17 protein-coding genes and 1 pseudogene are annotated in these 22,596 nt (G+C 73.5%); 13 read left to right on the forward strand and 5 right to left on the reverse strand.

Annotation, left to right across the window (positions count from 1 at the left end; genetic code table 11):
* Positions 1-3 precede the first annotated feature (3 nt).
* The 6 genes from ACPT94_RS08180 (at position 4) to ACPT94_RS08205 (ending at position 6,151) form a co-directional block, all read left to right on the forward strand.
* Positions 4-1,206, forward strand: a complete 1,203-nt coding sequence (locus tag ACPT94_RS08180) for a thiolase family protein (protein WP_425245509.1) — start codon at positions 4-6, stop codon at positions 1,204-1,206.
* A gap of 218 nt (positions 1,207-1,424) precedes the next feature.
* A complete protein-coding gene (pcaH, locus tag ACPT94_RS08185; protein WP_360341151.1) occupies positions 1,425-2,198 on the forward strand; it encodes a protocatechuate 3,4-dioxygenase subunit beta in 774 nt (257 codons plus the stop codon).
* A 6-nt stretch (positions 2,199-2,204) separates the two neighbouring features.
* A complete protein-coding gene (gene pcaG, locus ACPT94_RS08190) occupies positions 2,205-2,810 on the forward strand; it encodes a protocatechuate 3,4-dioxygenase subunit alpha (RefSeq protein ID WP_360341154.1) in 606 nt (201 codons plus the stop codon).
* On the forward strand, positions 2,807-4,114 hold the full coding sequence (gene pcaB / locus ACPT94_RS08195; RefSeq protein WP_360341157.1) for a 3-carboxy-cis,cis-muconate cycloisomerase: 1,308 nt from the start codon (positions 2,807-2,809) through the stop codon (positions 4,112-4,114). The genes pcaG and pcaB overlap by 4 nt, the downstream gene beginning before the upstream one ends.
* Positions 4,111-5,232 carry a bifunctional 3-oxoadipate enol-lactonase/4-carboxymuconolactone decarboxylase PcaDC gene (pcaDC, locus tag ACPT94_RS08200; RefSeq protein WP_360341160.1) on the forward strand — a complete coding sequence of 374 codons (1,122 nt, stop codon included), beginning with the start codon at positions 4,111-4,113 and terminating at the stop codon, positions 5,230-5,232. The genes pcaB and pcaDC overlap by 4 nt, the downstream gene beginning before the upstream one ends.
* A gap of 127 nt (positions 5,233-5,359) precedes the next feature.
* Complete coding sequence (locus tag ACPT94_RS08205; RefSeq protein ID WP_360341163.1) at positions 5,360-6,151, forward strand: SDR family NAD(P)-dependent oxidoreductase; 792 nt, start codon at positions 5,360-5,362, stop codon at positions 6,149-6,151.
* 50 nt (positions 6,152-6,201) lie between these two features.
* Here ACPT94_RS08205 and ACPT94_RS08210 read toward each other — a convergent pair whose 3' ends face one another.
* Entirely contained in the window at positions 6,202-8,925 is a 2,724-nt protein-coding gene (locus ACPT94_RS08210) for an ATP-binding protein (RefSeq protein ID WP_425245510.1), read from the reverse strand.
* 286 nt (positions 8,926-9,211) lie between these two features.
* Here ACPT94_RS08210 and ACPT94_RS08215 point away from each other — a divergent pair, with 286 nt between their 5' ends.
* Positions 9,212-10,222, forward strand: coding sequence for a DUF2510 domain-containing protein (locus tag ACPT94_RS08215; protein ID WP_360341169.1), 1,011 nt, complete (start codon positions 9,212-9,214; stop codon positions 10,220-10,222).
* 147 nt (positions 10,223-10,369) lie between these two features.
* On the opposite strand, the gene ACPT94_RS08220 is transcribed toward ACPT94_RS08215, so the two are convergent.
* Complete coding sequence (locus tag ACPT94_RS08220) at positions 10,370-10,984, reverse strand: TetR/AcrR family transcriptional regulator (RefSeq protein WP_360341172.1); 615 nt, start codon at positions 10,982-10,984, stop codon at positions 10,370-10,372.
* 192 nt (positions 10,985-11,176) lie between these two features.
* Here ACPT94_RS08220 and ACPT94_RS08225 point away from each other — a divergent pair, with 192 nt between their 5' ends.
* Together ACPT94_RS08225 and ACPT94_RS08230 are read left to right on the forward strand one after the other, a co-directional pair.
* Entirely contained in the window at positions 11,177-11,974 is a 798-nt protein-coding gene (locus ACPT94_RS08225) for a phosphatase PAP2 family protein (protein ID WP_360341175.1), read from the forward strand.
* Positions 11,971-12,918, forward strand: coding sequence for a DMT family protein (locus tag ACPT94_RS08230; RefSeq protein ID WP_425245511.1), 948 nt, complete (start codon positions 11,971-11,973; stop codon positions 12,916-12,918). The genes ACPT94_RS08225 and ACPT94_RS08230 overlap by 4 nt, the downstream gene beginning before the upstream one ends.
* A 337-nt stretch (positions 12,919-13,255) precedes the next feature.
* Here ACPT94_RS08230 and ACPT94_RS08235 read toward each other — a convergent pair whose 3' ends face one another.
* Complete coding sequence (locus tag ACPT94_RS08235) at positions 13,256-15,307, reverse strand: phosphocholine-specific phospholipase C (protein ID WP_425245512.1); 2,052 nt, start codon at positions 15,305-15,307, stop codon at positions 13,256-13,258.
* A gap of 269 nt (positions 15,308-15,576) precedes the next feature.
* Here ACPT94_RS08235 and ACPT94_RS08240 point away from each other — a divergent pair, with 269 nt between their 5' ends.
* On the forward strand, positions 15,577-16,407 hold the full coding sequence (locus ACPT94_RS08240) for an endo alpha-1,4 polygalactosaminidase (RefSeq protein WP_425245513.1): 831 nt from the start codon (positions 15,577-15,579) through the stop codon (positions 16,405-16,407).
* Between the two features lie 68 nt (positions 16,408-16,475).
* Here the strand turns inward: ACPT94_RS08240 and ACPT94_RS08245 are convergent, their stop codons facing one another.
* Positions 16,476-16,991 carry a VOC family protein gene (locus ACPT94_RS08245; protein ID WP_360341187.1) on the reverse strand — a complete coding sequence of 172 codons (516 nt, stop codon included), beginning with the start codon at positions 16,989-16,991 and terminating at the stop codon, positions 16,476-16,478.
* Between the two features lie 380 nt (positions 16,992-17,371).
* On the opposite strand from ACPT94_RS08245, the gene ACPT94_RS08250 reads away from it, so the two are divergent.
* Complete coding sequence (locus ACPT94_RS08250) at positions 17,372-19,240, forward strand: alkyl/aryl-sulfatase (RefSeq protein WP_425245625.1); 1,869 nt, start codon at positions 17,372-17,374, stop codon at positions 19,238-19,240.
* Here the strand turns inward: ACPT94_RS08250 and ACPT94_RS08255 are convergent.
* A complete protein-coding gene (locus tag ACPT94_RS08255) occupies positions 19,230-20,453 on the reverse strand; it encodes a PucR family transcriptional regulator (RefSeq protein WP_425245514.1) in 1,224 nt (407 codons plus the stop codon). The genes ACPT94_RS08250 and ACPT94_RS08255 overlap by 11 nt on opposite strands.
* 142 nt (positions 20,454-20,595) lie before the next feature.
* On the opposite strand from ACPT94_RS08255, the gene ACPT94_RS08260 reads away from it, so the two are divergent.
* Together ACPT94_RS08260 and ACPT94_RS08265 are read left to right on the forward strand one after the other, a co-directional pair.
* Positions 20,596-21,900, forward strand: coding sequence for an MFS transporter (locus ACPT94_RS08260; RefSeq protein ID WP_425245515.1), 1,305 nt, complete (start codon positions 20,596-20,598; stop codon positions 21,898-21,900).
* Positions 21,897-22,415 (forward strand): annotated as a pseudogene (locus ACPT94_RS08265) (aldehyde dehydrogenase family protein); the annotation flags it as partial. The gene ACPT94_RS08260 and the pseudogene ACPT94_RS08265, both read left to right, overlap by 4 nt.
* Between the last annotated feature and the right edge of the window lie 181 nt (positions 22,416-22,596).

The following is a 22,596-nucleotide window of genomic DNA, read 5'->3' on the forward strand; positions in this document are numbered from 1 at the left end:
GATGTGAAGGACGTCTACATCGTCGACGCGGTCCGCACCCCGATCGGCCGCTACAACGGCGGTCTGTCCTCGGTGCGCCCGGACGACCTCGCCGCCCACGCCATCCGTGAACTCCTCGCCCGTACACCCGAGTTGGACCCGGCCCGGATCGAGGACGTCTACTTCGGCAACGCCAACGGCGCCGGGGAGGAGAACCGCAACGTCGGCCGCATGGCCGCCCTGCTGGCGGGCCTGCCCACCTCCGTGCCGGGGGTGACGGTCAACCGGCTGTGCGCCTCCGGCCTGGAGGCGGTCGTCCAGGCGGCCCGCGCCATCGCCGTCGGCGACGCCTCCGTCGCCGTGGCGGGCGGCGTGGAGTCGATGACCCGGGCACCGTACGTGCTGCCCAAGTCGGACAAGCCGTTCCCGGCCGGGCACGCCGAGCTGTACTCGACGACGCTGGGCTGGCGCATGGTCAACCCGAGGATGGACCCGCAGTGGACCGTCCCGCTGGGCGAGAGCGCGGAGCTGATCGCCGAGAAGCACAAGATCAGCCGTGCGCAGCAGGACGAGTTCGCCCTGCGCAGCCACCGGAAGGCCGCCGAGGCCCAGGCCGCGGGCCTGTTCGACGCCGAAATGGCGCCCGTCACCGTCCCCCGCCGCAAGGGCGACCCGGTCGTTCTCGCCGCCGACGAGTCGGTACGGCCGGACGCCTCCCTGGAGGCGATGGCCAAGCTCAAGCCGTCCTTCCGTACGTCCGGCGGGACGGTCACGGCGGGCAACGCCTCGCCCCTCAACGACGGCGCCGCCGCCCTGCTCCTGGTCGACGAGGAGGGCCTCAGGGCCACGGGCCGCGAACCGCTCGCCCGGGTGTCCGCCACCGGGGTGTCGGCGATCGACCCGCACTACTTCGGGCTCGCCCCCGTCGAGGCCGTCGAGCGGGCACTCGCCAAGGCGGGCAGGGGATTCGACGACCTGTCCTTGCTGGAGCTGAACGAGGCGTTCGCCGCGCAGGTACTGGGCTGTGTCGCCGAGTGGCCCGAGTTCGACCCGGCGATCCTCAACCCGCAGGGCGGCGCCATCGCCCTCGGCCACCCGCTGGGCGCCTCCGGTGCCCGCCTGGCCGGCACGGTCGCCCACCAGCTCGCCCGCAGGGGCGGCGGCACCGGTGTCGCCACGCTCTGCATCGGTGTCGGCCAGGGCCTCGCCCTCGTCCTCGAACGCTAGGCGCTCCGCCGGGAGAGCCGATCGGACACCGCGGGCCGTCCGTGGCCGGCCGCTCCCCCACTCTCGGCTCCTCCCCCACTCTCGGCTTCGCCAGAGGGGGGACCCATGAGCGGGGGACCCCCATGAGCAGGAGGGACCTCCGTCGCGGCGGAGCCGCACATCGAACACAGTCCCGCGCCCCGACTTCCACGAGCCCGTCGGAACCCTCAGGAAACCCCATGTCTCTCACACAGCACGACATCGACCAGGAGATCGCGGCCGAGCACGCCGCGTACGAGAAGCGGATCGCCGACGGCGCCCCCGTCGAGCACCACCCGCGCCGCGACTACGCCCCCTACCGCTCCTCCGTCCTGCGCCACCCTAAGCAGCCGCCGGTCGCCATCGACGTCACCAAGGACCCGGAGCTGGTGGAACTGTCCTCCCCCGCCTTCGGCGAGCGCGACATCACCGAGATCGACAACGACCTCACCCGGCAGCACACCGGAGAGCCCATCGGCGAGCGGATCACCGTCGAGGGCCGGCTCCTGGACCGCGACGGCCGCCCGATCCGCGGCCAGCTGATCGAGATCTGGCAGGCCAACTCGGCCGGCCGGTACGCCCACCAGCGCGAACAGCACGACGCCCCGCTGGACCCGAACTTCACCGGCGTCGGCCGCACCCTCACGGACGACAGCGGCTTCTACCGCTTCACCACCATCCAGCCGGGCCCCTACCCGTGGCGTCAGCACGTCAACGCCTGGCGGCCGGCCCACATCCACTTCTCGCTCTTCGGCACGGCGTTCACCCAGCGGCTCGTGACGCAGATGTACTTCCCGAGCGACCCGCTGTTCCCGTACGACCCGATCATCCAGTCGGTGACGGACGACGCGGCCCGGCAGCGGCTGGTCGCGACGTACGACCACAGTCTGTCGGTGCCGGAGTTCTCGATGGGCTACCACTGGGACATCGTGCTCGACGGGCCGCACGCCACCTGGATCGAAGAAGGACGCTGACCTGCCATGACGAAGATCGACACCAGTCGTCCGGAGACCGTGCTCCCCACCCCGTCGCACACGGTCGGCCCCTTCTACGGCCACGCGCTGCCGTTCCCCGGCGGCGGCGACATCGCCCCGGTCGGCCACCCCGACACCATCGCCCTCCAGGGCTTCATCACCGACGGCGAGGGCAACCCGCTGCCGGACGCCTTCGTGGAACTGTGGGGGCCCGACCCGGACGGCAACCTGCCGCAGGTCGACGGCTCCATGCGGCGCGACCCGGCCAGCGGCGGCTTCCTGGGCCGCAACGGCGTGGAGTTCACCGGCTGGGGCCGCGTCCAGACGGACGCAGGCGGCCACTGGACCGCGCGGACGCTGCGCCCCGGGGCGCGCGGGCGGAGCGCGCCGTACCTCAGCGTGTGCCTCTTCGCGCGCGGGCTGCTGGTGCACCTGTACACCCGGATCTACCTGCCGGACGACGAGGCGGCACTCGCCGCCGACCCGCTGCTGTCCCGGCTGGACGCGGAACGCCGCGACACGCTGATCGCGGTGGACCAGGGCAACGGGACATACCGTTTCGACATCCGCCTGCAGGGCGAAGGCGAGACGGTCTTCCTGGAGTTCCGGTGACACCACCCGTCGACCCCGCCGAAGCCGACACCGGCCTGCTCGCCCCGGGGTGGGCCGGCTCCCCCGCCGCGACCGCGACGAGCGACGCCGCCTACCTGCGGGCGCTGCTCGAAGCCGAGGTCGCGCTGACCCGGGCCCAGGGGGCGCTGGGTCTCGCCCCGGCCGAGGCGGCGACAGCGGTGACCGAGGCGGCCGGCGCCCACCACTTCGACGTGCGGTCCCTCGCCGAGCGGGCCCGCGCGGGCGGGAACCCGGTCATCCCCCTGGTCGCGGAGCTGACGAAGGCGGTCGGCGACGAGTACGGCGCCTACGTCCACCGGGGCGCGACCAGCCAGGACATCATGGACACGGCGACGATGCTGGTCGCGGTCCGGACACTCGACCTGGTCCTCGGCGACCTCGGCCGTACGGAACGGGCGCTGGCCGGGCCGGCCGCCGAGCACCGCGACACCGCGATGCCGGGGCGGACGCTCACCCAGCACGCCGTACCGACGACGTTCGGCCTGAAGGCGGCCGGATGGCGGTCGCTGGTGCTCGACGCACGCGACCGGGTGACGGCCGTACGGGACTCACTGCCCGCCCAACTCGGGGGCGCGGCAGGGACGTTGGCGGCGTTCGGGGCGTACGGAGCGAGCGATCCGACCGCGCTGCCGGCCGCGTACGCCCGCGAGGTGGGCCTGCGGGCACCCGACCTGCCCTGGCACACCCTGCGGACGCCCGTCGCCGACCTCGCCGGGTGCCTCGCCTTCACGGCGGGCGCGCTCGGCAAGCTCGCCGTGGACGTCCTCACCCTCTCCCGCACCGAGATCGCCGAGGTCGCGGAGAGCAGCGGCGGAGGTTCGTCCGCCATGCCGCACAAGTCCAATCCCGTACGGTCCACCCTCATCGCCTCCGCGGCGCGGCGGGCGCCTCACCTCGCGGCCACGCTGTACGGGTCGCTGGCGGCGGAGGACGAGCGGCCGGCCGGGGCCTGGCACGCGGAGTGGGAGCCGCTCAGGGAACTGCTGCGGCTGGTCGGCGGGGCCGCGCGGGATGCCGTCGAGCTGGCCCAAGGCCTGCGGGTCAGGCCCGACGTCATGCGCGAACACCTCGATCTCACCCACGGGCTGATCGTCTCCGAGCGGCTGTCCGCCGAGCTGGCCCCGGTGCTGGGCCGTGCCCGCGCCAAGGAGCTGCTCACCAGGCTGGCGTCCGAGGGGCGCCCGCTCGACCGGGCACCGGAGCTGGCGGACGTCGACCTCGATCCCACGCACTACACCGGCTCCGCCCAAGCCCTCACCGACCGCGCTCTGGAGCGACGTTGAAACTCCTCGACCACCTTGCCGAAGGGCCCGCCTCCGCACCCCCGCTGCTCCTCGGTCCCTCGCTCGGCACCTCCTGCGCCCTGTGGGACAGGGTCGCCCCCGAGCTGTCGATCACCCATCGCGTGGTCCGCTGGGACCTGCCGGGGCACGGCGGCTCGGCGGCCGGTCTCATCACGGCGGGCGCGACGGTCGGTGACCTCGCCGACCTGGTCCTCGCGCTCGCCGACTCGCTCGGCATCGAGCGGTTCGCGTACGCGGGGGTCTCGCTCGGCGGCGCGGTGGGGCTGCATCTCGCCGTGCACCACCCGGAGCGTGTCACGTCGCTCGCCGTGATCTGTTCGTCGGCGCACTTCAACGGTTCCCGGCCGTGGGAGGAGCGGGCCGCGCTGGTGCGGCGCGAGGGACTGGCCGGGCTGGCGGACAGCGCGAACGCCCGTTGGTTCACCCCCGGATTCACCGTGCCGGAGCTGGTCGCCGATCACCGCGACGCCGATCCGGAGGCGTACGCCGCGTGCTGCGACGCGCTGGCCGCGTTCGATCTGCGGGACCGGCTGCCCGAGATCACCTCCCCCACCCTGCTGATCGCCGGGCGCGAGGACCCCGCGACGCCGCCGGCGCATCTGCGGGAGATCGCGGACGCCGTGCCCGGCGCCGCGCTCGTGGAGATCCCGGGCGCCTCCCATCTGGCGCCGGCGGAGTGCCCCGAGGCGGTGCTGACGGCCCTGCGGGCCCACTTCGGCGGTGGGGCCAAGCGGGGCATGGAGGTACGGCGGCAGGTGCTGGGCGACGCGCACGTGGACCGCGCGCAGGCCCGGCAGACCCCCTTCACCGCCCGCTTCCAGGACTTCATCTCGCGCTACGCCTGGGGCGAGATCTGGACCGACCCGACCCTCAGCCGGCGCGAGCGCAGCATGATCACGCTGACCGCGCTGGTGGCGCACGGCCACTACGACGAGCTGGCCATGCATGTGCGGGCGGCCCGGCGCAACGGGCTCACCCCCGAGGAGATCGGCGCCGTCCTGCTCCAGACGGCCGTCTACTGCGGGGTCCCGGCGGCGAACTCGGCGTTCGCGACGGCGCAGCGGGTGCTGGCCGAGGAGGACGACGACCGAGGGTGACGACCGAGGGAGACGACGGGGAGGGCCGCGACGACCGAGGGCGACACCGCCGGTCCGAGGGTGACACCGCCGGTCGTGGTCCCGGCGGGATCAGGCGGATGTCCTCCGCCCCGCCTACGGTGGGGACATGTCCACCGTCCTGATCACCGGCGCCACCTCCGGTCTCGGCCGCTACGTGGCCTTCGAACTCGTCCGCTCCGGACACCTGGTCCTCGCCCACGGCCGCGATCCGGGCCGCACCGAGCGGCTCGTCGACGAGCTGCGCACCGAGGGCGAGGCCCGGGGATTCGTCGCCGACCTCGCTTCCCTCGCCCAGGTGCGCGAGTTGGGCGCGCGGGTCGCCGAGGCCTACCCCGGGCTCGATGTGCTCGTCAACAACGCGGGCGTGGGCGCCGGTGCGCCCGGCGCGGGCCGCGAGGTGAGCGCCGACGGGTACGAACTGCGGCTGGCGGTGAACTACCTGGCGCCGGTCGCCCTGACCCGTGCCCTGCTGCCGGTGCTGCGCGCGAACACCCCCGCGCGCATCGTCGACGTCGGCTCGATCGGTCAGGAGCCGGTCGACTTCGACGATCCGCAGTTCACCCGCGGCTACGACGGTTTCGCCGCGTACTGCCGCGGCAAGTTCGCCCTCGCCGCCCACACCTTCACCCTCGCCGAGGAGTTGGCGGGCAGCGGTGTCTCGGTGAACGTGGTGCATCCGGCGACCTTCATGGACACGGCGATGGTCCGCGAGGGCGGGGTCGCGCCCTTGAGCACGGTCGCCGACGGCGCGCCCGGCGTCCTGGTCCCGGCCACACGGGACGTGGGCACGGGCGGCTTCTTCGACGGGACGCGTCCGGCGCGGGCGCACGAGGCGACGTACGACGCCGCGGTACGGCGGCGGTTGACACGGCTCACCGACGAGCTGCTGGGCGCCTGAGGCACGTTCGAGGGGCCCCCACGTCTGCGGCGTGATCCGCCGGACGCGCCCTAACTCTCCCCTCGCACCTGGCCCGGCACGAGGCCCACCTGTGGTGCTCCCAGTCGGTCCAGTGCCCGTCGTGCCTGTGCGACCAGGCCGTCCGCGCCGCAGGAACGCGCCAGTGTCAGGCCGCGGTTGAGTTCGGCCGCGGAGCGGGCGGCGATGCCGTGCTCGATGCGGGCGGCGGCGTGCTCGTACTGGCAGGGCGAGGACTCCAGGTAGGTGATCGCCTGGGCGGTCAGCCGGACCGCGCGCTGACCGGTCTCCAGGGCGGCGGCGCAGCGCAGGGCCTCGCCGATGGCCGTGTCGGTGCCGAAGCGTTCGGCCTGGCGGCGGGCGTCGGAGGCCAGCCGGGCCGCACGGGCCGGGTCGTCGGTGGCGAGGGCCCGGGCGAGGTCGACCGCCCACGGCACCATCACCGGGTTGCGGTGGCCGCGGACGGCCGCCGCCTTCCCGGCCTCCTCCAGCTCGTTGACGCCGTCCTGGGTGCGGCCGACGGCGAGCAGCAGACGGCCGCGCACCGAGCGGGGGTCGGGCAGGACGATCGTGGACGGGTAGGGCGGGACGAAGCCGTGCTCGTCGGCGATCCGCCACGCCTCGTCGACATGGCCGCGCACGAGCAGCGTGTCGACGAGGTTGCACGTCGCCGACCAGTACAGGGGCAGGCCACGACCGACGCGTTCGGCGATGCGCAGCGATTCCCGCAGGGACTTCTCCGCCTCCTTCAGGCGGCCCCGGCGGCGGTGGGCGAGACCGACGTAGGCGTGCGCGACGGCGAGGTGGCCGCCGCTCCAGCCGGAGGACTCGTAGGTGCGCAGGGCCTCGTTGAAGAGGGACTCGGCGCGGTCCAGCCGGTCGGTGTACACGTACGCGCTGGCCAGCATCATCAGCAGTTCGAGGCCCCACTCGGGGTCGGTCCAGCCCAGGCCGGGTGCGAGGCGGCCGTTGACGAGGGCGCGGTCGCAGAACTCGACGACCTCCTCGGCGTTCTCGCCGTGGGTCATCGCGTCGAAGCCGCGCAGGATGAGCAGGGCGCGCTCGGCGTTGTCCCGGCCGGTGCAGGTGGAGGCGAGCGTGGCGAGCTTCTCCGAGCGGCCCGGTGAGGTGGTCTCCCCGGCGTGGATGCCCTCCCACATGAACTGCACGGCCTGCAGCCGCATCCGCGCCGGTCCCGGTGCCTGCCGGGCGGCCTCCGCCTCGACCGTGCGGACGGCCTCCTCCAGCTGGTCGTTGTGCAGGAGGGCCTGGGAGAGGCGGTAGACGGCGTCGACGCGTTCGTCGCCGTCGAGGCCGGGCAGGGCGAGCGCCTCCCGCAGGTGGCCGATGGTGCGGGCGGGCGCGGTGAGGAGGGTGGCGCAGCCGAGTTCGTGGAGGACGTGTGCGCGGACCTCGGGGGCGGGTGGTTCGTTCAGGGCGCGTTCCAGGCAGCGGCGGGCCGCGTCGGGGGCGCCGACGGCGAGGTGTTCGCGGGCTGCCTCGCGCAGCTGCTCGACGAGTTCCTCGTCGTCGTCCGGGTGGACCTGGAGGAGGTGGCGGGAGGCGGCCGCGACGCCTCGGCCGGCGTCCAGGACGACCTTCGCCGCGATGCCGTGCATCGCCCGGCGCAGGCCCTCGGGGATGGACTTGTAGACGGCGGTGGCGATCAGCGGGTGGACGAACTCCAGGCCGCCGCCGTCGGCGACGGGGCCCACCGCGGGGTCGGGCTCGGTGAGGATGCGGGCGTCGCGCAGCTGGCCGGCGCAGCGCTGCGCGTCCTCGGGGTCCATGCCGGCGAGCCGGGCGGCCTCGTCGACGCAGATGTCGGCGCCGAGGATGGCGGCCGCCATGGCGAACCGGGTGGCGTCGACGCCCAGTTCCTCCAGGCGGTCGACGAGGCCGCCGCCGCGGGCCGAGCGGTTCAGGGGGCGCAGTTCGGTGGCCGAGGACTCGCTCGGCTCCAGCTCGCTGTCGCGGACCTTGGCGAGGAGCTCGACGGTGTCGTAGGGGTTGCCGCCGGTGACGGCCCAGACCTCGCGGCAGAACGGGTCGTCGGCGTGCGTGCCGACGGTGGCGCGGGTGAGGCCGGCCACCGCGTCCGGAGTGAGAGCGCTGAGGCTGGTGACGGAGTGCCCGGCGACGGCGGCGACGGTGTCGAGGTGGCGGGCGCCGTCGCCCTTGACCTCGCCGGGCCTGCGGGCCACGACGACCAGGACGGAGAGGTCGTCGAGGCGTTCGACGAAGGCGGCGAGCCAGCGCAGGGTCTCCTGGTCGGCCCAGTGCGCGTCGTCCACCAGCAGGACGAGCGGCCAGTCCCGCCGGGCCAGCCGGGTCACGGCGGCGACCAGGCCGTCGCACACGCCCTGCGGGTCGGCCTGGCGCTCGACCGGGTCCGCGATCCCGAGCGCGGGGGCGGCGATGTCGTACCAGTCGCCGAGGTACTCGCGGGCCTCCTCGGGGTGCAGGGACAGCAGCGCGGGCTGCAGTAACTGCCGCACCACGTTGAAGGGGACGGACCTGAGGGTCTCGCCGCCGCGCGCGGACCACACCGTGCAGCCCCGGGCCTCGGCGATACGGCGGGTCTCGGCCAGCAGGGCGGTCTTGCCGAGTCCGGCCTCGCCGCGCAGCATGTGCACCTGGCCCGGGGAGGACCGGTCGGCGCGCAGTGTCTCCACCGCTCGCGCGATGGCGGCGACTTCCTCGTCGCGCTCCCACAGGGAAGCCGAGGCGGCCGCCGCCGGCCGTACCTCCGTCATCCCGCTACCTCCCCAAGTCGCCCGAACGACGTACAGACTTGAGCGTAGCCCTCCGAGGGCCCGCGCACAGGACGGTCGGGCCGTCTGCTGCCCCGCCGGGTGACGGGAGGGACAGCGTGCCGCCCCGACGGGCCTGCGCGGGAGGGCGCCGAACGTCAACAGCGGGTGACGCCCGCCGAATTGACGTCGATTTCCCGCCACAGTGGCACGGTGTGCCGGGCCGGTTCGTGTGACAAGCGGCCCTCCCTCTCATCCGGCTTTCACCGACGCCTCATACGGTGGGGGCATGACGCAGGTGACTCCCCCCGGGTGGTACCCCGACCCCGGGCAGACAAGTGACGGTCCCGCCACCGAGCGCTGGTGGGACGGCAGGGCGTGGACGGACCAGACCCGCCCCGTGGGCTCGGCCGCAGCCTGGGGTCCGCCGGCGCAGGGGCCGGCCGCCGGGGCGTATCCGGCCTATCCGGCGTACCCCGCGCCGCCGCCGGGCGCGGGTGGGCGGCGCGGGCTGCGCACCGGTATCGCCGTCGTGGCGGCCGTGGCGGTCCTCGCGAGCATCGGGGTCGGCGTGTACGCGCTGACCAAGGACGACGGCGGCTCAGGTGCTTCCGGTACGGCGCAGGGGCCGGGCGGACAGGGCGGTCCGGGCGGCTCCGGCGGGCAGAACGGCGGCCAGGGCGGGCCCTTCGGCGACCCGGGCGATTCCGGTGGGTCCGGCGGGTCGGGCGGTTCCTCGCCCTCGCCGGACGAGTCCGAGCCGCCCAAGATCAGGAGCGGCTCGGTGACCGACGCGCTCAACGGGATCAGCATCCCGATCCCGGGCGGCTGGACCGGGCAGGAGCTGAGGGTGGGCGCGCAGATCACCTCCGACTCCTCCTACAAGTGCCCCGGCGACACCTCGAAGACCTGCACCAAGGGGGGCGTGTACTCGGCGCCGGCCGAGGCGCTGGGCACCAAGGGGGACACGGCGGAGCAGGTCGCGAAGGCGGACATCGAGGCCAACGCCAAGGAGTCCTACGGCGGCACCACCTACGGCGCGATCACCTCGCACCAGGTGCTCGCCTCGAAGGCGGTCACCGTGGCCGGCCAGAAGGGCTATCTGGTGCGCTGGAAGGCGGTCACCAGCAAGGGCGCCGACGGCATCGTCGAGTCCCTGGCGTTCCCGGCGCCCGCGGACACCAAGAGGCTGGTGGTGCTGCGCTTCGGTGTCGACGCCGACCAGAGCGTGACGGTCATCGACACGATCACCCAGGGCATCAAGGTGTCGACCGGCGGCGGCAGCGGACAGAACGTCTGAGCCGCCCCGCACACCGGTCGGCCGGGTGGGGCGCCCCTCCGCTCAAGGGGAACCCCACCCGGCCGGGGGGTGCGCGCCGCCCCCGTCCCCACGGTGCGGCGCGAGCGGGTCGCCGTCCGGTCATCCCGCGGACAGCGGCCCGGGTCTCTAGGTGAGGCCGAGCGCCGGCAGCACGGCGGCCTCCACGAAGCGGAGCAGATAGTCCTCGTCGGCGTAGGTCCCGTCCACGACGGGGCGGGCGCGGACGACGCCGAACAGCTGGGCCGGGACGTACTCCAGCGCCGGGTGGTCGCACCGGATCTCGCCGCGTTCGACACCGCGCCGCAGGATCTGGCGCAGCGCCTCGATCTCCGGGTTCACCAGCGCCTCGCGCAGCGCACAGGCGAGCTCCGCGTCCTCGGTGACGGCGTGCCCCAGCGCCTGGAGCAGTTTGGTGTCGTGCGTGGACCAGCGGCCCGCGGCCCGGGCGGCCTCGCGCAGGTCCCCGGCGAGCGACCCGGTGTCGATGCCGGCGAGCCGCGAGCGGCGGCGCGAGCGCAGCGCGGCCACCACGAACTGCGGTTTCGTCCTCCACTGCCGGTACAGCGTGGACTTGCTGCACCGGGTGCTGGCGGCGACGCCCTCCATGGTGACGGCGTCGTATCCGCACTCGCGGATCTGTTCGAGGACGGCGTCGAAGAACTCCTGCTCGCGCTCGGGCGTGAGCTTGGAGCGGCGCGAGGCGGCGACCGACTCCGGTCCGTCCGCGGCCTGCGACGTCATCACTGCTTCCCCTCGTTCCTGTCCGGCGGCCCGTCGGGGCCTTATTCCTCGTTCCAGTGTGTCCTAAGTCAATCGATACGCCAGTGTACCGGTACTGGACCGTATCGGTACACTGCCGTATCGGAACGACATCGTATCGATGGCGCGCCGCAGCACGCACACACGCACCACCGTCAGCGAAGGGGCCGGGGGATGAATGCCCGCACCGAGCCTGCAGAAGCGGAGCCGGCCGCCCCGGCACGGCCGCCGATAGTCCGGGAGCTCCTGCTGGTCGCAGGGCTCTTCCTCGTCTACAAGTTCGGCCGGCAACTGGCCACGGGCCACACCGGCGAGGCCTTCCGCAACGCGGACCGCGTGTGGGACGTGGAACGGTGGCTGCACATGCCCGGCGAGGGCGCGGTGCAGTCCCTGCTGCTGCACGGTGACACCCTCGTCCGGGTCGCCAACACCTACTACGCGACCGTCCACTTCCCCGCCACCGCCGCCTTCCTGGTCTGGCTCTATCTGCGGCGCCCGGCGCACTACGTCTGGGCCCGCCGGGTGCTGGCCGCCGTCACGGCCGCCGCCCTGGTGCTCCACCTGCTGTTCCCGCTCGCCCCGCCGCGCATGCTCGCGGCGACCGGCCTGATCGACACCGCGCGGGTGTTCGGACCGTCGGTGTACGGGCCGCCGCGGACCGACCACCTGTCGAACCAGTTCGCGGCGATGCCCTCCCTGCACTTCGGCTGGGCGCTGATGCTGGCGGTCGGCCTGATCGTCGCGACCAGGTCGCACTGGCGCTGGCTGTGGCTGCTGCATCCGTTGCTGACGCTGCTGGTGATCGTGGGGACGGCGAACCACTACTGGCTCGACGCCCTCGTGGCGGCGGCCCTGCTCGGCCTCGCGCTCGCGGTGATCCACGCCCCGCGGCGCACGGCGACCACGGCGGGACGCGCGGCACCGCGGCTCGCGCCCGCCGAGGAGCCGGTGCTCGTGGGAGCGGCCCGATGAGCGCCGGCCTGGTCGCCGTCCTCCTGTCGCTGCTGTCGGCCGTCGCCTACGCGGCCGCCGCCGTCGCCCAGGAGCGACTGGCCTTCCGTTCCCCGGGCACGGGTCTGGTGCGGCTGCTGGGCAGCGGCGCGTGGTGGGCGTCCGTGGGGCTGAACGGCGGCGCGGCACTGCTGCACGTCGTGGCCCTCAAGTACGGTCCGCTCACCGTGGTGCAGCCGCTCGGCGCCCTCACCCTGGTCGCGGCGGTGCCGATGGGCGCCCGGGTCGCGGGCCGCCGGGTCAGCGCGGCCGAGTGGCGCGGTACGGCGTTCACCCTGCTCGGGCTGGCCGCCCTCCTGGTCACGGCGTCCGGACCGGCGCCGGAGGACGTGCTGAGCGTGCCCGAGGCGCTCGCGGTGGCGGGGACGACGACCGCGCTGATCGGTCTGCTGGCGCGGCCGGGCACCCGGCCCGGACTGCGGCACGCGACCGCGTCCGGGTTCGCCTCCGGCGTCGCCTCGGCGCTCACCCAGACGGTGACGGTGGCCGCGACGGACCGGTCGGGCCCGCTGCTCAGCGTGCAGGTGATCGGAGTGGCGCTGCTGGTGGCCGCGTTCGCCACGGCCGGGCTGCTGCTGTCGCAGACCGCCTACCGGGGCGGCCTGGGCGCTCCGTTGGCGGTGGTGACGCTGGCCAACCCGGTGGCCGCCGCGGTGATCGGCCTCGCGCTGCTGGGCGAGCGGCTCCAGGGCGGGGCGGCAGGGGTGCTCCTGGCGCTGGCGGGAGCGGGGCTGGCCGCATGGGGCGTGGTGCTGCTGTCCCGGGCGGCGCCGCGGCCCGACGTCGCGCACGAGGAGGAGCACCCGGTGGCGGCGGTCCTGGCGCTGGAGCCGGGAACGGCCTCCCCCGAACCGGCGCTGCTGCCCCGGCCGACGCCCGGCCCGGGGCACCTCACCCCGCTGTGAGGGCCCGGGGCGCCGTCCGAGGCCGCGTGAGTCGTGCGCCGGAGCGCGTCGCCCACGGTCCGTGCCGTGGCGGCGGCCAGGATCGGTGAACGGCTCGGGCCGCCGGCGGTGGCTCCGCGGGCCGCGGTGGACGAGCTCGCGCGGACGGAGCGGCGGCCGCACCGGGCTCGCTGGACGGCGTGCCGCCGCCGGGGTCGCTCGGTGCGACCCCGGCCCGCTGCCGCCCCTGGCGCCGCACACGCGGGCCGGGGCGACCGGGGCACACCGCCCCGAGCCCACCGCATCTCACCCCGGGCCCGCGACGCGGTGCTCCCGCGCCGCTACCCGCGCGTCGCGCTCATTCCGTGGCGATGGCCGGGTCGCTCACGCCGGGCCTGCCGTTCTCGACGTGCCCGGCGAACCGCCGCAGGAAGGACGGGTCGCCGGCGGAGGTGACCGTGAGGTCGTACCAGCGCCGGCTCGCGCTCAGGTCGACGGTGCGCTTGAGGACGGCGCCGACCCGCACCTTGACGGTCGTCGTACGGCCGCCGTACCCGTCCGCCACCTTCAGCTCGGCCGTGCCGGAGCCGCGGTTGGTGAAGGTCAGCTCCAGGCTGTCGCCGACGTGCCGGGCGACGACCTCGGGGCCGGCCTGCCCGCCCGCTCCCTCGAAGACCCGCAGGAAGCCGTTCGGGCCGTGCACGGTCAGGTCGTACGCGCCGCCGGAGGACGCCGGGTTCCAGGTGCCGGAGATCTTCTTGCCGGCCTCGGTGGTGTAGCTCCACGGCCCGTCGGTGCGGTGGCCGGAGGTGACGAGGAAGGCGGCGCCGGCCTTGGGGCCGGAGGCGAAGGTGAGCGTGAACGTCCCGGCGGCCGGGTCGGCAGCGCCGTCCACGGCGGGGGCGTACCCGAGCGGCCGGGTGGGTCGCAGGCCCCGCTCCTGCCGGGGCAGGGCGCCCTCGGCCGGCGGGGTCGGCCGGTAGTCGGGGTGACGCTCGCGGTCCGGGGGCTCGTAGCCGTCGGTGTCGGGGAGCGCGACCGGCTTGGTGTCCTTGCGGGAGAAGTCGAAGGCCGAGGTCAGATCGCCGCAGATGGCGCGCCGCCAGGGCGAGATGTTCGGCTCGTGGACACCGAAGCGGCGCTCCATGAACCGGACGATCGAGGTGTGGTCGAGCGTCTCGGAGCACACGTAACCGCCCTTGCTCCAAGGGGAGACGACGAGCATCGGCACGCGCGGCCCGAGGCCGTAGGGGCCGGCGACCCGCTTGCTGTCGCCCGGGTAGAGGTCCAGGGTGACGTCGACCGTGGACCTGCCGTGCGCGTCGGAGCGCGGCGGGAGCGGCGGCACGATGTGGTCGAAGAAGCCGTCGTTCTCGTCGTACGTGACGAACAGGGCCGTCTTCGCCCACACCTTCGGGTTGGAGGTGAGCGCGTCCAGGACCTGGGCGATGTACCAGGCGCCGTAGTTCGAGGGCCAGTTGGAGTGCTCGGAGAAGGCCTCGGGGGCGGCTATCCAGGAGATCTGCGGCAGCCTTCCGGCCCGCACGTCCGCCTTCAGCACGTCGAAGTAGCCGTCGCCGTTCTTGACGTCGGTGCCGGTGCGGGCCTTGTCGTACAGCGGGTCGCCGGGCTGGGCGCCCCGGTACTTGTTGAAGTACAGCAGCGAGTTGTCGCCGTAGTTGCCGCGGTAGGCGTCCTCGATCCAGCCCCAGGAGCCCTTGGCGTCGAGGCCGTCGCCGATGTCCTGGTAGATCTTCCAGGAGACGCCCGCCTTCTCCAGGCGCTCCGGGTAGGTCGTCCAGTCGTAGCCGAGCTCGTCGTTGCCGAGGACGGGGCCGCCGCCCTGTCCGTCGTTGCCCGTGTGACCCGACCACATGTAGTAGCGGTTGGGGTCGGTGGAGCCGATGAAGGAGCAGTGGTAGGCGTCGCAGATCGTGAACCGGTCGGCGAGCGCGTAGTGGAAGGGGATGTCCTCACGGGTGAGGTACGCCATCGTCGTGGTGCCCTTCGCGGGCACCCACTTGTCGTAGCGGCCCCCGTCGTAGGCGGCCTGGCCGTCGGGCCAGCTGTGCGGCAGGCCCTCCAGGAACTGCATCCCGAGGTCGTCGGCGGTCGGACGGAAGGGCAGCACGTCCTTGGTGCCGTCCGACTGGTGCCACACCGACTTGCCGCTCGCGAGCCTCACCGGATGCGGGTCGCCGAAGCCGCGTACGCCCCGCAGCTTGCCGAAGTAGTGGTCGAAGGAGCGGTTCTCCTGCATCAGGACGACGATGTGCTCGACGTCCTCGATCGTCCCCGTGCGGTGGTGGGCCGGAAGGGCCGCGGCGCGCTCGATGCTGCTCGACAGCGCGCTGAAGGCCGTGGTGGCTCCCGCGATCTGGAGGAATCTGCGCCGGTTGACTTCGGACATGGGTGAGGGACCTCTCGTGCGGAGGGAGTTCGACGGGCGGCCGGTTCGTGGCGGACCGCGCGCGCAAGGAGTGTTCCAAGGACACGGAACGTCAGGGAAGGCCCGGATGGCGTCGATGTGAAGGTCGACGGTACGGGGGGTGCGCACGGGCCCGGAGCTCGCCGCATCGGCTGTGCCACCTGGTCTACGGTTGGCCGGTGACGGGCGAACCGCCCCCCACCTGGGACGGGTTGACGCCCGCGCCGAACGGAAAACGGAAAGACGGGACGATGCGAAGCAGGGCACTGGCGTACACGGCGCTGCAGGCCGTGCTGGTGGCGTGGGCGCTGAACGGCTGTGCCGGCGCGGACCGCGGGGACGGCAGGGACCGGCCCGCGGCGGCGCGCGAGACGGCGACGGCGCGGTGGCAGCCGCGTCCCGGTACGGCCTGGCAGTGGCAGCTCGACGGCAGGGTCGACCCGACCGCGGCCGACGTGCCGGTCTACGACATCGACGGCTTCGAGAACTCCGCGGCGGACGTCGCCCGTCTGCACCGCGACGGCCGCAAGGTCATCTGCTACGTCAACGTCGGCGCCTGGGAGGACTTCCGGCCCGACAAGAACGCCTTCCCGCCCTCGGTGCTCGGCCGGCCCAACGGCTGGGCGGGCGAGCGATGGCTGGACATCCGGCGGATCTCCGTCCTGCGGCCGATCATGGAGCGCCGCTTCGACATGTGCCGCGACAAGGGCTTCGACGCGGTGGAGCCCGACCTGGTGGAGGGCTACGACAACGACACGGGGTTCCCGCTCACCGCCCGCGACCAGCTCCGCTACAACCGCATGATCGCCGGCCTCGCCCATGAGCGCGGACTGTCGGTGGGCCTGAAGAACGACCTGCCCCAGATCCCCCAGCTCCTGGCCGACTTCGACTTCGCGGTCGACGAGGAGTGCGCCCAGTACCACGAGTGCGGCCGGCTGACCCCGTTCATCGAGGCCGGCAAGGCCGTCTTCCACGTGGAGTACACGGGGTCGACGGCCGCGTTCTGTCCCGACTCACGGAGGCTGAAGCTGTCGTCGATGCTGAAGAAGCCGGAACTGGGGGTGTGGCGCGAGCCCTGCTAGCAAGCCCGGTCGGCAAGCCTTGTCAGCAAGCCCGGTCGGCAAGCCCTGTCAGGAGGCGCTGGGGAGCGTCACAGCACCTCGTTGCCGTACATCTCGCCCAGCGGGTCGGCGATGAGCTCGATACGGGCGCCGTCGGGGTCGCGGAAGTAGACGGAGACCTCGCTGTGCACGACGTGGTCGACACCGGCGCGGGAGAGCTTGCCGACGAGATGGCTCCAGCGGTCGGGCTCCACCGAGATGGCCACGTGGTGCAGGCCGCCCAGCACCTCGGCGTAGGGGCCGACGTCGAGACCGGGGAAGTCGAAGAAGGCGAGCAGGTTGCCGTTGCCGATGTCGAAGAAGAAGTGCGAGGAGCCGGGGTAGTCGCGGTTCTCGATCAGCTCGGTCAGCGGGAACTCCAGCAGGTCCTGGTAGAAGCGGACGGTCCGCTCGACGTCGCCGCTGATCAGGGCGGTGTGGTGCAGACCCCGGGCGGACGACGCGGGACGCGAGCCGCCGGGCCGCAGGTACCGCTCCCGGATCCGCTGCCGCTCCGCCTCGAAGGCCGAGCGGTCCGGCTGCGCGTTCCCCTGGGTGCTCGTCATGACTCTCCTCCGCCTGCGTCGGTCACCTGCTCCTCCCCACCAGGATCCTCCCGCACACCGGCTCCCTCTGCTCTTGCGACCGCCCGCGCGCCAGCCAGCCCCGTCGGAAGACGGCGACGACCGCGCCGAGTGCGGCGGTCACGGAGAGCAGGAAGCCGAGGCTCGCCTTGACGGGGCACCCGACACACCCGCGGGGGAAAGGATCAGCTGGGCGGAACAGCCGCTGTCGGCGCTCGGCGGCGCGACGCCCGTGGACGCGTGAGCCGCCTGCCGCGCCGCTGCTGGTTGTGACGCGTCAACGGCCCTTCTGTGATGCGTCATCGGGCGCCGTCGGCCCCGGAGTGTGAGGATCGACGACCATGACCAGCAGCGAGACGACCATGACCAGCAGCGATTACGAGCCCAGGGGCGGCCTGGCCTGGGACGACGATCGGGACTTCGCCGATGCGGACCGGGGGTTCATCGCCCGGCTGAAGCCGGGCGTGGTGCGGGCCGCGGACGGCCGGGTCGTGTGGGACGCGGACGCGTACGGCTTCCTGGACGGGGAGTGTCCGCCGACCGCGCATCCCTCGCTGTGGCGGCAGAGCGGGCTCGTGGCGCGGCAGGGGCTGTACGAGGTGGTGCCGGGGATCTACCAGGTGCGCGGCCTGGACCTGTCGAACGTGACCTTCGTGGAGGGCGAGCGCGGTGTCGTCGTCGTCGACCCGCTGATCAGCACGGAGGTGGCCGCCGCCGCCCTCGCCCTGTACCGCAAGCACCGCGGCGAGCGGCCCGTGACCGGTGTGATCTACACCCACTCGCATGTCGACCACTTCGGCGGTGTCCGCGGCGTCGTCGATCCAACCGAGGTCACGGCCGGGCGGGTGCCGGTCGTCGCCCCGGCCGGGTTCCTGGAACACGCCGCCAGCGAGAACGTCTTCACCGGGACGGCGATGGCCCGCAGGTCGGGCTACATGTACGGCGCCGCGCTGTCGAAGGGACCGGCCGGGCAGATCGGCTGCGGGCTCGGACAGACGACGTCGACCGGCAGCGTCGGCCTGATCGCGCCGACGGTCGACATCAGCCGCACCGGGCAGGTGGAGACCGTCGACGGAGTGCGGATGGTCTTCCAGCTCACGCCGGGCACGGAGGCTCCGGCGGAGATGAACTTCCACTTCCCCGATCTGCGGGTGCTGTGCGTCGCGGAGAACGCCTGCCACACGCTGCACAACGTGCTCACCCTGCGCGGGGCACTGGTGCGGGACCCCAGCGCCTGGGCGCGGTATCTGACCGAGACGATACGGCTGTTCGCCGACGACACCGACACGGTCTTCGCCTCCCACCACTGGCCCACCTGGGGCCAGGAGCGCGCGATCCGTTTCCTGGAGGAGCAGCGGGACGCCTACGCCTATCTGCACGACCAGTCGGTCCGGCTGATCAACGCCGGATACACGGGTGCCGAGATCGCCGAGGAGCTCACCTTCCCGGCTCCGCTCGCCCGTGCGTGGCACGCGCGCGGCTACTACGGCACGCTCAGCCACAACGCCAAGGCCGTCTACCAGCGCTACATGGGCTGGTTCGACGGCAACCCGGCCCACCTGTGGCAGCATCCGCCCACCGAAGCCGCCGTCCGGTACGTGGAGTTCATGGGCGGAGCCGACGCGGTGGTCGCCAAGGCGCGCGTGTCGCACGAGGCCGGGGACCTGAGGTGGGTCGCGGAAGTGCTCGGCCACGTCCTGTTCGCCGAGCCCGGCCACCTTGAGGCCCGCGCCTTGCAGGCCGACACCTTCGAGCGGCTCGGCCACGGCTCCGAGTCCGGGCCATGGCGCAACTTCTACCTGATGGGCGCCGCCGAGCTGCGCGACGGCATCCTCGGGACGCCGACGCCCACCGCGCCGGATGTCCTGGCCGCCCTGACGGCAGAGCAGATCTTCCAGTCCATGGCCGTGCGCGTCGACGGCCCGCGCGCGGCCGAGGCCGGACGCCTGCTGCTGCGCTGGGAGTTCACCGACACCGGCGAGGTGTGGACGCTGCTGCTGTCCAACGGCGCGCTCACCCCGATGCGCGGGGACGCCCCGCGGGGCGAGCGGCCCGCCGTGGTGCTGCGGCTGGCCCGCACCACCCTCAACACGGTTCTCGGCGGGGCGACGACCTTCGCCGACGAGATCTTCGGCGGGGCCGTGGTTCTCGACGGCGACGCCCACGCCCTGATCACGTTCGGCTCTCTGCTGGAATCACCGGACCCGGACTTCGCCATCGTCACTCCGTGACACCGGTGTCGGCGTCACGCAGCAGCAGGGCCGCCAGAGCCAGGGCCACATCCCGGGGGTCGGCGAGGTCCAGCCCGGTCAGGTCCTGGATCCGGGCGAGCCGGTTGTCCACGGAGTTGGGGTGCAGGTTGAGCAGGTGGGCGGTGGCCCGACGGTCCTGACGCTGTTCCAGGTGGGTGCGCAGGGTCTCGACGAGTTCGGGGCGGTCGGCGAGGGGGTCGAGCACGGCGACGATGCGGGCGCTGCCCTCGCTCGGGCGGGACAGGTGGTACTCCAGCAGCACGTCATCGAGCCGGTGCACTCCGGGCGGCGCACCGCAGGCGGCCGCGACCCGGACCACCTCGGCGGTCAGTTGCGCGGCGCGCGGGATGTCACCGACCGTCGTCGCGGCAGCGGCTGCCAGCCGCACCTCCGGTCCCGCCGTCTCACGCAGCAACTCCCGGAGCCGGCCGGGTGGTTCGACCACTCCCGGAACGACGACATGCCCGCCGTCACCGTCGAGCACGGCGAGCGCCTCCGTGCCGAAGGCTCGGTCCAGTGCCGCCTGAACGCGCCGCAGCAGCCGCCGGACGGTGACCGGGGAAAGCCCGCCGCTGACCGTCGATGTGCCGAACCGCAGGCACAGCACCAGCACGGGCCCGTCCGGCGTGGGCCCGCCGACGAGGGGCCGGCCGTCCAGCAGGGCCCGGGCGCGCGAGCGGCGCTGCTCGTGGCGTTCGGCAGCGAGGGCAACCCGCTCGTCGAGGTAGCTCTCCGCCACGGCGCCCACGACTCGGTCCGCGGCCGTGAACAGCGCCTCGGTCAGCTCGGCCAGGGCCTGCTGTTCGCCGGGGCCGGCCACCTCCCGCAGGGCCCGCCACAGTTCCCGTGAGCCCAGGGTGTAGGTGCGCAGCAGCAGGTGGAGCGGCATGCCCTCCTCGGCGCGCTGCGCGGCACGTTCCTGGAAGTACTCCAGCGAGTCCCACCCGGACCCCTCGGCGGCGCCGCGCAGGAAGAGCCGTATGGCGTGCCGGGCCGTGGCGGCGATCTCCACGTCCTTCACGTCACCCGGCAGCTCGTCGTAGCCACGCAGCTGCTCGAACACGCCCCGGGCCATGCGCCGGGCGAGCTCGTTGACCTGCGCCTCGCATCGGGCTGCGAGCGCCGCCGCTGCGGGGGACAGACCCGGCGGACGGTCGTCGGACGCCAGTTCCGAGCGTTCCTCGTGCGTCATGGCTCACCTCGCCACCGATTGTGATCCGTCACAGTTGCGGGCGCGTACGACTGTGATGCCGATGGGTGTCCTCCTGTGCCCCCACCTTGCAGGATCGGCGCCACGCCGGTGACACGACTGCGCGAAGGAGCCCCAGCCCCCTATGACACAGCACACCACAGCCTGGCGCACAACCTGGGCACTGCTCGGCTTCATGCTGGTCAACTTCGCCGACAAGGCCGTGATGGGTCTGGCAGCGCAGCCGATCATGGACGACCTCGGGCTGACCCGCGAGGAATTCGGCACGGCTTCGGCGGCCTTCTTCGCGCTGTTCAGCGTGTCGGCTCTGGCGGTGTCGTACCTGACGCGGAAGGTCCGTACGACCGTGCTGCTGCTGGTCCTGGCACTGCTGTGGGCGGCCGCCCAGCTGCCGATGCTGTGGCCGGCGGCCGGTTTCTGCACGCTGGTGGCCACCCGTGTGCTGCTCGGAGCCGCCGAGGGACCGGCCACGCCGGTGGCCACTCATCATCTGCACGGATGGTTCGAGCAGCGCGAGCGCACCCTGCCCACCGCGGTGCTGCTGACCGGCGGCGCCGCCGGGGTGGCCGTCGCCGCGCCCACGCTCACCCTCGTCATCGACCGCTTCGGCTGGCGGTGGGCCTTCGGGGCCGTCGGGCTGGCGGGCTTGTTGTGGGCCGGGTACTGGGTGCTGCGCGGCGCCGAGGGCCCGTACGCGCCGGGCGCGCAGGAGAGCACGGGTGCGGACGCGGTCGTCGTGCCCTACCGGCGCATCCTGCTGTCGGGCACCTGGCTCAGCGCCGCGCTCGGCGCGTTCGCCGCGTACTGGATGCTCAGCGCCGGCCTGACCTGGATGCCGGATTATCTGGAGGAGGTCGCCGGGCTGAGCCTGCACCGGGCCGGAACCGTGGTGACCCTCGCGGCACTGGCCAACGGCGTGGTCCTGGTGGGCCACGGACTGCTGGCCCGCCGCAGGAGCCGGCCACCGCTCGGCGCGGGCACCGGAGCGCTGATGTGCCTGGCCGCCGGCGCGGTGGCCCTGTTCGCCGTCACCGACGCCGTCCGGCTCAAGGTGCTGCTGATGCTCGGCCCCATGGCACTGGCCAACGTCATCCTGACCGTGGCCCAGACCGCCTGCGCCCGGATCACACCCGCCTCGCAGCGCGGCGTCGTGCTCGGCGCACTGGCCTTCGTCTACGCCCTCGCCGGAGTGCTGTCCCCCTGGACAGTCGGCCGGGTCGTCGACACTGCCGCCTCCGTGGAAGCCGGGTACCGGGCCGCGTTCCTGCTGACGGCCGCGCTGCTGGCCGTGACCGGGCTGCTGGCCGTATGGCGGCTGCGCCCCGAACGGGACGGACGGCGGCTGGCGGACGGGGCACCCGACGTAGACCGGCCGTCGTGGGTCCTCGACGCGGCTCCGGAGGCCACGAGCGGATCAGGAAAGGCATGATGAACGGCGGCGCGACAGGCACTGGCACGAACCCCCTCGCCCCCGCCCCCGAGGGCGTCCGCACCGCGGCGGACGTGGTCACACCCCGGAGCTGGTGGCCCAGCTCACCGAGGGCGTGACCGGCTCTGGGCGCACCGCCCACCACACGCCGTTCACCGGCGGGAAGCCGGCCGACCTGCCGGAGTCCACCCCCGAGGACGGGGCCAAGGCCTTCGATGCGGCCCGGGCCGCCCAGGCCTGTGGGCGCAGACGCCGGTGCGGCAGCGGGCGACCGTGCTGCTGCGCTTGCGCGACCTGATCCTTCGGCGTCAGGCCGGGGTGCTGGACCTGATCCAGCCGGAGACCGGCAAGGCCCGCCTGCACACCCACGAGGAGGTGCAGGCCGTCGCGGTCGCCGCCCGCCACTACGGCCGCAGGGCGCCGTCCTACCTGAGCGGCACGGGGGCGCCGTGCCGACCCTCACGCGCGTCACCGAACTGCGCCACCCGCGCGGGGTCGTCGGCCAGATCGCCCCCTGACGCACAGTTCCTTCGCGCCACGTGACCCATCGGCCTCATCCACACCACACCACCCCATGTCGTCGTCCGGAGGCGGTCGGCAGGGCGCGGTCGCGAGACCGGCCGTGCCGACGACGGCAACGGCGACGGCGACGGCGACGGCGCGGGACGGGAACGGATCGGTGTCCGCCGTCATGGC

The sequence above is a fragment of the Streptomyces aurantiaciflavus genome (assembly GCF_049808595.1).
GTDB lineage: Bacteria > Actinomycetota > Actinomycetes > Streptomycetales > Streptomycetaceae > Streptomyces.